Annotated in this window: 7 protein-coding genes; 4 read left to right on the forward strand and 3 right to left on the reverse strand. The window is 41.7% G+C overall.

Annotated features, from left to right (window positions below):
* The first annotated feature begins 1 nt into the window (after position 1).
* Positions 2-277 (forward strand): acylphosphatase, encoded by a 276-nt coding sequence (locus tag QMD82_03935; GenBank protein MDI6851071.1) that lies wholly within the window; start codon positions 2-4, stop codon positions 275-277.
* Between the two features lie 72 nt (positions 278-349).
* On the opposite strand, the gene QMD82_03940 is transcribed toward QMD82_03935, so the two are convergent.
* Genes QMD82_03940 through QMD82_03950 form a run of 3 tightly spaced genes read right to left on the reverse strand, consistent with a single transcriptional unit; the run spans position 350 to position 4,829 of the window.
* The gene (locus QMD82_03940) at positions 350-2,743 is read right to left on the reverse strand and encodes a DUF5723 family protein (GenBank protein MDI6851072.1); all 2,394 of its coding nucleotides are present in this window, start codon (positions 2,741-2,743) and stop codon (positions 350-352) included.
* 12 nt (positions 2,744-2,755) lie between these two features.
* Entirely contained in the window at positions 2,756-3,784 is a 1,029-nt protein-coding gene (locus tag QMD82_03945; GenBank protein ID MDI6851073.1) for a hypothetical protein, read from the reverse strand.
* A 13-nt stretch (positions 3,785-3,797) separates the two neighbouring features.
* A complete protein-coding gene (locus QMD82_03950) occupies positions 3,798-4,829 on the reverse strand; it encodes a mannose-1-phosphate guanylyltransferase (protein ID MDI6851074.1) in 1,032 nt (343 codons plus the stop codon).
* A gap of 37 nt (positions 4,830-4,866) precedes the next feature.
* Here QMD82_03950 and QMD82_03955 point away from each other — a divergent pair, with 37 nt between their 5' ends.
* The 3 genes from QMD82_03955 to QMD82_03965 all read left to right on the forward strand — a co-directional run.
* On the forward strand, positions 4,867-6,066 hold the full coding sequence (locus tag QMD82_03955; GenBank protein MDI6851075.1) for a glycerol-3-phosphate acyltransferase: 1,200 nt from the start codon (positions 4,867-4,869) through the stop codon (positions 6,064-6,066).
* Positions 6,067-6,086: 20 nt separating this feature from the next.
* The gene (locus QMD82_03960; GenBank protein ID MDI6851076.1) at positions 6,087-7,490 is read left to right on the forward strand and encodes a T9SS type A sorting domain-containing protein; all 1,404 of its coding nucleotides are present in this window, start codon (positions 6,087-6,089) and stop codon (positions 7,488-7,490) included.
* A 152-nt stretch (positions 7,491-7,642) separates the two neighbouring features.
* Positions 7,643-10,463: S8 family peptidase (locus QMD82_03965; protein MDI6851077.1), on the forward strand; the 2,821-nt coding region annotated here is incomplete at its 3' end.

Raw genomic sequence — 10,463 nt, forward strand, 5'->3', positions numbered from 1 at the left:
TATGGCCATTAAGCGTTACTATATTAGAATTTACGGAATCGTTCAGGGTGTAGGCTTTAGATATTTTGCCTATCGGCTTGCAACAAACATGGGCATCAGCGGATACGTAAAAAACATGCCTGACGAATCGGTGGAAATTGAAGCGGAAGGACCAGAAGACGTTCTTGAACAATTTTTAAGAAGGGTAGAGGAAGGTCCACCAGCCGCTGTTGTTGAAAGGGTAATAAAAGAAGAAATTCCTCCAACAGGTGAAAAGGGATTCGAAATCAAGCACTAACTAAAATTAAATCTGTTCGAACGAAAAAGGGGGCCAATTGGACCCCTTTTTCGTTCTCCCGAAATTTGTTTACTATTCTATGGTCCCCAGTATTGTGAATTCTACTCTTCTATTCATTTGATAATCTTCCTCGCTCCTTTCGGGATATACCACCAGTCTTCTTTCACCATATCCTTTCGCTATAAGGCGATCAGGCGATATATTGTGAACCTTAATGAGGTAGTCTCTCACCGCATTGGCTCTTGCCTGAGACAACTTCAAATTGTATGCATCAGAACCCCTTGAATCTGTATGTCCTCCAATCTCCACCTTAACATTGGGATACTCCTTAAGGAACAACGCAATCGAGTCAAGTACTGGATAGGACTCAGGCCTTACGTCAGCTTTGTTAAACTCAAAGTAAATATTTCTAAAGGTAAATACCATCTTCTTCTTGAGAAGGGCTATATCCTTTGTAGTCTTCTTTCCACCCTCAATAACAAAGGTAGTTTCAAAGGGGATATACTTTTCTGCCTGAGCTTTTACCTTGTATAAACCTTCTTTCAATTTAAGAGAGAATTCTCCGTTTTCCGATGTATTTATTGTCTCAATCAGATTGCCAACAGAATCGTAAATTTCAACCGTTGCAACAAGGGGTGAAAGGGATTTCGCATCAACAACCTTTCCAATCAATTCTCCTTCTCTTGGTACAATGGTATAATTCTTAGTAAGTGTCTCTAATGGTTTTATGTCAAAGGTTTCGTAAATGGGTTTGTAATTTGCCTCTTCAATCTTAATAGAATACACACCCTCAAGGTACTTTTTGGAGGCCTTACCAGTCGAATCTGTCAGAAGGGTATCAGCCTTTCCTGACTCGTCCATAACGATCACAGGAACATAAGCCTTTGGTAGTCCTGTTACAAAATCGGTTACCATAACAACCAGTTCTCCTACCAATGGCTTCAAATAGAAGGTGGTTTTAACCTTCTCTTTCTTATCCACAAAGATTAAGGTATCCTTCGATGTATAATTCTCTGCATACACACTTATTTTGGTCCAGCCCCATGGTATTTTAACTCTAAACTTCCCATCCCCTTCAGTGGTTACTCTTCTTTCTTTACCATCGTATCCTTCAATCGTAACTCTTGCAATCAATGGACTCCCTGTCGTTGAATCAATGATTGTTCCCTCAATCCTTTGAATTATTGGGCTCCTAAATCCTGCCGTTACTGTTGCCGAAAGACCTTCTGCAGAGGTTATAAGACCACTCTGGTTGGAAATACCCGCATTTATGAACATGAAGGGAAGCTGAAAGCCCGTTCCCAAAGAGAAGCTGGGTTTCTGGCCACCCCCGAAAGTCGCACCGAGCAAAATTGGAAGGAATGTATTTAGTTCCATTGCAAGGGAAAGTCTCGGCGTAGTACTGGAAAGAGCAGAGTTTTTGAAGCCCTGTTCAAGATCAAAATAAAACTTCAGAGGCAACCTGTAGAAATCATACATTCCGGAAATCCTCAGTATTACAGGAAGTTTAGTATTGAAACTTCCTGCGTTCCTTTCAATTGTGTCGGTAAAAATCTCCCTTAGAGAATCTGCTTTATAAAGGTCGTAAAGATTAAACCTGGATGAAGTAATAGCAGCAACCCCTGTGAATGTTGAATCAGAATTCCATTTAATATTTGAAAAAAGGTTTTCAATTGCAAGGCCTAATGTGAATTTGGGTGTTAATTCAACGGAAGAACCAAGGGAGAGAGAGAAGCCATAACCACTGGGCTTATATATCTCCCCGACACTAAAATTCCTCATGTCATAAACATAATCCGGTGTTGAATACATAAATTCAACGGTATCTTTTACCTCAATAGCAGTATCTGCAACTTCCACTTTTCCAGTTCTTGATGTAATCTTTGCATATGCCTGTCCAAGGATGTAAGAACCTGAAAAACCAAAATGAACCTTTCTATTGGATATCCTTTCACTAAATCCAAAGCCAAGGGTGTGCTGAAGATATGATATTACCTCTGCCTGAAGGCTTGTAAAATCATAAGTTTTGTTAACCTGCACTCCGTAAAGGCCGATGCGGAATAAATCTCTTGGGATATTAACTTTAGCCGCTTCCACCGTCCTGCTGGCAACACCAATAGGGCCTATTGACAGCCCAATGGGCATTGCAGAAAGATACTGACTAAACTCAAAATTATCACCTATTTTCTCTAAAACATCTTGCTTAAATTCATCGGTTATCGTATCCATGGGTGCAAGCCTGTTATAAAAATCGAGGGAAATTAGATCGTTGTTAAATCCCGCGTGCAAATAAGGAAGCATAAGCACAAAAGATGGATTGTATTTTCCCGCTAAGTTTTGCGGGGAATGGAAAACGGAATATGGGCCAAAATGTCCGGTAGTTCCGTACCACTCTCCATTAAAGGAGATAATAGGATATGCCCAGGTTAAATTGACTAAAAAAAGCATTATAAAAAGCCTCTTCATTTTTATCCTCCTTTACTCTGAAAGCTTCTCAAAATCAAGGTATCCAACCACTCTCATATAGCCTTTGTACCTTATGTAGTCAACAGATCTAACAACAACGGGGTTTGGCATTTGAGGTATAATAATTGACTGGTGGATATAAATCGTATCCCTCGTAAGAAAATCTATTACATTTCTTGGAAGCTTTGCAGTAATAGCCCACGTTGTCTCTCCAATCGCAAAACCCTGATCATCTACAGTGGCGGGATTAAAATCTACATCAAACACCTTTGCACTGTCCGTTTTTTCTTTATTAAGTACCCACGTATTCACCAGTATTCCAACAGGAAGTCTATTTCCTCCAAACATAGAAAATTGAACGGTGTCAATCAGGCCTTTTTGAGCGGCCTCTATAATTGCGGAATCGACTTTAATTGAAATTTCGTCAAACACAAGTGTATCTCCCCTCAAATCGAGCGTAGAGGGAATCTTGTATCCCAAATAAAGAGTATCCGCTTGAACTGCGCCCAGGGAGCCTGTTCCTTTCAAATTAACGGAAAAGGGACCAATAGGGATATCACTAAGCGTTAAATTTATCACTGTATCTATAGGGCCAACAGAAGTAAAGGCAATATCCAAAGTATCTGAACGCTCTAATGTGCCTTCCTTGTAGTAGGAAAAGACAGCTTGCAGGTGAAAAGGACTTACCACATTGCCCTTTAGCTTTATGACTCCGGTAATTTCCATGACCCTTGAGGATACTGTAGTTTGTGAGCTATCGAGAATCTCAGGTAGGCCATGAGAAAAAGTTACGTTGAACGTGCTATCCACAGCCAGATAAGTGTTCGTAATTGTTGTATCCTCGGCGAAATATATCGTGTCACCACCGATCGTGAGAAATCTCGGATTATCATTCACGAAATCGGTCATCAAATAAGTCCTGTTCACCACGGGAAGGCTGACATCGAGTGGCAGCACTTTACTGCTGTTCCACTCCTCAATCTTCAGATTGCATCCGGCGATTAATATCGCCAACGCAAACAGCGGCAAAAGCCTCTTCATAAAAACCTCCTGCTTACAATAATTTTTCAAGCCCTCTTTCCTTTAAAATTGCCCTTAACTTTTTAATATTTTGAGCCTCACTCATTGGAATTACAAGCACTACATCATTGGTTGAGACCACTATGACATCCGAAAGCCCATAGGCTGCAATTAACGGTCCCCTTTGAATAAAAATAGAATTTTTACATTCCGAGACCACTGCTTCACCTGAGATAATATTCCCCTCTTCATCAGTATCTAAAACTTTAAAAAGAGATGGAAATGCCCCCAAGTCCTCCCAGAAAAATTCCCCTTCCACAACTGCTATGTTGTCAGCCTTTTCCATTATTGCATAATCCACTGAAATTTCAGGCGCTTTTTCATAAACTTTATCAAGTTCCTCAGGGATCTTGGATTCTTTCAAAACTTTGTAAAAATCTGGCATAAATTTCCTTACCGCTTCATCAAAGACATCCGTTTTCCATACAAACATACCTGCATTCCAGTAAAACTTCCCTGACGAGACATATTTCTCAGCCGTTTCTCTTTCAGGCTTCTCGTGAAACTTAATAGCCTTATATGACTTTTCGCCCAGTTTTTCACCCCTCTCAATATAACCGTAACCTGTTTCAGGTCTTGCAGGCTTAATTCCAATGGTAACGATGTAACCTTGCTGGGCCAGTTTTACTGCTTCATCAATAGCTTTCAGGAAAACATCATCTTCTTTTATGAAATGGTCCGAAGGAAAGACGCCTACTATCACCTCTCCATATCTTCTTCTTACATACTCGTTGGCAACAGCACAGGCAGGCGCGGTGTTTTTACCGACCGGCTCAAGTATCTTAAAGACACCGGGAAACATAGAATCCAGCTTTTGCCTGAATTTGGCGTTAGAAACCAGGAGTATTTCCCCGCACTCGGGAACTCTTTTCAACCTTCTTGCGGTTTGCTCAATAAGGGTACCTTCACCCGCGATTTGAAGAAACTGTTTGGGATTTTCATTCCTCGACAATGGCCAGAACCGCTCCCCCTTCCCCCCACACAAAACCACTGCTACAAATTTCATCGTTAAATTATAATGCCTCTTCCTTTATAATAAAAACATGGCTATAAAAATTACTATAAGTGTCTTAAGTAGCTACATTTTAGGCTCAATTTTACCTGCCTATTTCCTTGGCAAACTCCTTAAAGGAATTGATATCCGTGAGGTGGGAGATAAGAACGCAGGGACAATAAATGCCTATAAAACACTCGGTCCTATTCCTGCACTCTTTACAGCCATTTTCGATCTTTCAAAGGGAATGTTGTCCGCATGGATCGCCCACCTGGTGGGAATAGAGTATCCCCTAAATATTCTCATCTCCTTCGCTGCTGTTCTCGGGCATGTGTTTCCCTTCTACCTTAAATTTAGAGGGGGGCAGGGGGAAGCAACCGCAACTGGCATAATTTTGTATTTTCTTCTTAGAACTCTATTTACAAAGCCCGATTTTCTTACTGCATTTCTTATTCTGGTTTTTTATTCACTAATTTTATTATACATCATCGGGCCTTCAAGGATACTGGGATTATACATCCTGCCGGCAGTCTTTCTATTAGTAGCAGTCCATTTATCGACTCTTGAATGGATAATAATGTTGGTATTCGTTGCCTACACTTTCTCCGTTAGTCTCAGCAACCGGATCAAAAGCGGATACAAACTAAGTGAACAAACAAGAAAGACAATCAAATGGTCAAGATTTGTGGCAAGACCTTTCGCTATTTTGTATATAATCATCTACTTCCAGACTTCAAAGGGCTTTATTCTAAAACTAACCGGCACTGTAGCCCTCGCTTTCCTAATCTTTGATCTTGTGAGACTTTCTAAAGCAGGCATCAATCGGGCTATAATGAAAACCCTAAGTTTTGCCTTTAAAAGTAAAGAAGAAAAAACCTTCTCCAGCATGACCCACTTCACTGTAGCATCCTTTTTAAGCTACTTGCTGTTTCCGGGAAAAATTGCCTCCTGCTCAATCCTCTACCCAGTCTTTGGTGATATGTTTGCCAAACTCATGGGGCTTGAATACGGACGAAGGCGATTCTTTGAAAAAACCCTGGAAGGTTTCTTAGCCTATACAACCTTTGGGATAATCGCAGGATATATATACTCAAAACTGGCAAACTACCCATTTCCTCTTACCATCATAGGTGCTTTAGTAGGAGCTATATCTGAGATATTGCCATGGAAATTAGACGACAACCTGAGTGGTTCACTTTTCTCAGGACTTGCAATGTTCTATGTTGGTAAATTATTAAACTGGGTGTAAAATTAGAAAAAGGAGGGGATATGTCCAAAAAAATTTACCAAATAGTTTTTGCAGTTGCTTCTTTTCTTTTCTTCCAAAAAGGTATCAGTGCCCAGGAATTTCCTATCGCAGTGGGTAGTGATACGACTTTTTCTGGAGGAGCGGTTTACGGTGATAACAACGGCCTGGTAGCTATTTACGGTGATTCTGAAAGCCCGTACAGTATCAATGCACAGCTGATTGCCTATCCTGGAGATCTAATAGGCCCAAGAATTTCCTTAGGTGATACAGGAGTTTTCCCGGGCGCGATACCAATCTTTGATGGGACCAATTACTTCCTGATGTGGTGCGACTTCTATGGAACTCTTAAAGGAGAATTCATTGATACGAACGGAAATCTGGTTGGTTCTCCAATCACCATCGCCACCGACTTAGACCCAAACGGCCGAAATAGTATTGCTATGGGCGATACGGTTTTTCTGGCAGTTTTCGTTAAAAATGACGGCTATCTCTATGGACAAATGTTAAGCAGTAGTGGTGATCTGATTGGGTCCCAAATACAAATTAGCAATAACTATGCACGTGAAAATGCCACTGCATTTGATGGCAACAATTTTCTCGTAGTCTGGGTTGATGACAATAATGACAAAGACATCTATGGGCAGTTTGTAAGTAAAACAGGCTCACTTGTGGGGGGCAATTTTGTCATTGACAACGGCCCATACTACAGCGATAACCCTGTCTCCCTTGCCTTTGATGGTACAAGGTACCTGCTGGCATTTCATGAAACTCTTAGTGACGTGGGTTTCCCAAAATGGACTTTGCTTGGCAGATTCATAACCACTTCTGGAACCCTCGAGGATACATTTACTATTTGTGATACAACTAAAATGCCGTTTCTACCCTATGTTGCCTTTGATGGTACTAATTATTTAATAACCTGGACACAATTTTCCGATTCAAATATGGTAGGAAGATTCTATAACACCTTCGGTGAACCTATTGACACACCTTTTGTTATCTTTGCTCCTTTAAACAACAAAATACCTGTGGGAGGAGTCGGCTTTGGAGGCGGGAATTATCTTGTGATAGCTACTCGTGTAAATTCCGACCTCACCGACGGTGACGTCTATGGCAGATTCATCAGCCCTGTAAGTATAAGAGACGAAAATAGTTTAAACATAAAACCGAAACTTTTCCCGAATTATCCAAATCCTTTCAGCAGATATACTAATATTCAATACGAGTTACCAAAATCAACTTACGTTACCCTACGAATCTATAATATGCTCGGCCAGGAAGTTGCTACTTTAGTCAGAGGAGTATTACCTGCCGGAAAGCATACCATACGCTGGAATTCTGCTGATTTACCCGAGGGTATATACTTCTGCAATTTAGAGACCACAAGCTCTGTTGAGACGAAAAAGCTAATTCTGCTAAAGTGAGATTACACTACAAAATACAAAGAAATAAGCAGAATAAAATTTTCACTCTAAAGACAATTCACCGTCAGAGCCATTCACAATAAAAAATGCGGATTACCCTTTTTGAAAAATTTTAAACAGGGTATAAAATTGTACGCAAAGGAGGTATAGTGTTGTTAAAATTTCTGTTATTATCTCTCCTAACAACAAGGGCATACATTTACCCCGCCCTCGGGGAAAAACTCTTCAAAGCCTCACCAAATGAATACATCGAAGCTATTGTCCACCTCAAAGCAAAACCTGACTATCACGCAATGAAAGGACTAACTCCAGCACAATACGTTGAAGTATTGAAAACCTTCTCAATGGAGTCCCAAAGAGATATTCTCAATTCTCTTGAGCAAAACTTCAGCGAAAAGATCAAAACCTTACAGCCCTACTGGATTTTCAACGGTTTCTACGTTGAAGCCAAAAAAGAGGTTATTGAGTGGATTGCCCAAAGGGATGACGTGGAGTATCTAATTGACAATTTTACCATTACCTTAGAAAAGGTTAAAACATCTGATAAAAATGCAAGCACAAAATCCCCTACATGGAACATTACGAAAGTAAAAGCAGACTCGTGCTGGCAAGCCGGCTATGACGGAAGTGGAATTATAGTAGGAATAATGGATACCGGCGTTGATCCTACCCACCCTGCCCTCTCCGGGAAGTTCTATGGATACTGGTACGACGCGGTAAACGGACAGTCACAACCCTACGATGACCATGGCCACGGAACCCATTGTACGGGAACAATCCTTGGTGGAGACGGCCTTGGATCATTCACAAACGACATCGGAGTAGCACCAGGTGCAAAATTCGTTTCTTGTAAAATTTTTGATTCACAGGGAAGTGCAACTGCCACGTGGCTTCATAACGGTTTTCAAAAGATAGCGGAGTGGAAATCACAAGGTGTAGATATTCGGGTGGTTTCCAACTCCTGGGGTTCCACAGATATAACAAACACTGAGTATTGGAATGATGTCTTAAACTGGAGGAACCTGGAGATAATACCGGTTTTTGCCGCAGGTAACAATGGTCCAAACTCTGGCACGATAAATACACCGGGATCATTTCCTAATGTAATAGCTGTTGGTGCTACAGACAACAATGACAACATAGCCAATTTCTCCTGTAGGGGGCCTGCTCCCAATCAGGACCCATGGAATAATACAGCCTACTGGCCACGGAGCGACTGGAATTTTGTAAAACCCAACATCTCCGCGCCCGGTGTAGGTGTACCATCATCAGTCCCGGGCGGAGGATACGAGTCCTGGGACGGCACATCAATGGCTACACCTCATGTGGCAGGTGCGGTGGCCATACTCCTGCAGAAAAACCCAAATCTTGACTTTAACACCGTCTATTCCCTTCTCTTAGATTATGCAAGCCAACCTTCACAGGGTGCTCCCTATCCCAATAACGACTACGGTTGGGGAGTTCTGGACGTTTATCAGGCGCTTATAAATACCCCCTCACCTGACCAGCCTTCCATCGTCTTTTTAAACTACTCTTTTGCTGATCAAAATGAAAATTCAATCTGGGATGCTGGGGAAACAATTTATATCACCGTAACTGTTAAAAACAACGGGGTAGATGCGTCCAATGTGCAGGGTACCCTTACTACAAATTCCGGTTATGCCTCCATCAGCGATGGAACAACCCTCTTTGGAGACATCTCCACCAGCGGGACAGCTGACAATGGAAGCGATCCATTCGTCGTCACTTCAGATCCCGCTACTCCCAGCGGAACGGATGTCAATTTCAACCTTAACATTACCTGCGATGGGGGGTATACCTGGAACTACAACTTCTCCATCACTGTCGGCATTCCTGGAGTGGATTATGCAGACCATTCTCCGGGAAACATAGTTTTGACAATAACAAAATACGGTACACTGGGATATATGAGTTCAGACCAGAACCAAGGTTCCGGGTGTAAATACCCATCATCTTCAGATTCCCACCTATTTTACGGTTCCTTTGCAGTAGGAACCCAACTCCCTTACGTCATAGATAGGTACTATGAATCAAGTTCCGGTGACGATGACGATTGGGTTACAACAACAGAGCCCGATGGGCGAGTCTTCAAGTATAGTCCTTACCCGCCCTATTATGAATATTCCCAGGCGATCTTCACCGATGCAGGTGGTGAAGAGTCTAAGGGACTATGGGTATATCAGAGAGGACACACCTTTAACGACGGTGTTGCTCCAAACTATGTAATCCTTGAATACACGTTGTACAATTCCTCCCCAAACCCGATAAATGGCCTTTATGCAGGACTCTTTACAGACTGGGATATTGTTGATTATAGCTCTAACGCGGGGGGTACTAACGCCACGAGAAACCTTGTTTACCTCTACTATTCTTCAACTTTCATGGGTACCGCAATCCTCAATCCATCCAGAGAACAAACAGATTTAATAGCAAATTATTCAGTAATTGACAACGAAAATTATGTTTATCCTTATAATGGACTCCCTGATAATATTCAGATTAACTTCCTTAATGGCACCTATAGAACTACATCAACCGACAGAAATGCTGACTGGTCTTCAATGGTGTCAGCGGGTCCCTTTAACATCGCACCCTACGATTCAGTAAAAGTTGCTTTTGTTGTAGCAGGAGCAGGATCGTATACAAACTTGCAATCTTATATTGACGATGCCTACGCAAGGTACTGGGGCACGGTGGTAAATGCTGGCGAAGAGGTGAAGAAGCCAAGCATAACGATTCCAGCTATAGCCAGAACCACTCTTGAACTTTTAACTGGTAAAAATGAAGGCGAGGTTAGGATACTGGTCTACGATGCAAAGGGTGCACTGGTAAAGGGAGAAACACGCGTTCCTGTAAATGGAATTGTCAAGGTGAATTTCTCGGGACTTCCTGCCGGCCTTTACTTGGTTCAAGTTGAAGGGGAGAATTTCAATAGAACTTCAAAGGTGATTT

The sequence above is a fragment of the bacterium genome, from assembly GCA_030019025.1.
Classification (GTDB): Bacteria; Hydrothermota; Hydrothermia; order UBA1063; family UBA1063; genus UBA1063.

Bases quoted from the DNA above. Each gene is read 5' to 3' on its own strand.
- QMD82_03960 (MDI6851076.1), top strand. From the start codon at position 6,087: ATGTCCAAAAAAATTTACCAAATAGTTTTTGCAGTTGCTTCTTTTCTT.
- QMD82_03945 (MDI6851073.1), bottom strand. From the start codon at position 3,784: ATGAAGAGGCTTTTGCCGCTGTTTGCGTTGGCGATATTAATCGCCGGA.
- QMD82_03955 (MDI6851075.1), top strand. From the start codon at position 4,867: ATGGCTATAAAAATTACTATAAGTGTCTTAAGTAGCTACATTTTAGGC.
- QMD82_03950 (MDI6851074.1), bottom strand. From the start codon at position 4,829: ATGAAATTTGTAGCAGTGGTTTTGTGTGGGGGGAAGGGGGAGCGGTTC.
- QMD82_03940 (MDI6851072.1), bottom strand. From the start codon at position 2,743: ATGAAGAGGCTTTTTATAATGCTTTTTTTAGTCAATTTAACCTGGGCA.
- QMD82_03935 (MDI6851071.1), top strand. From the start codon at position 2: ATGGCCATTAAGCGTTACTATATTAGAATTTACGGAATCGTTCAGGGT.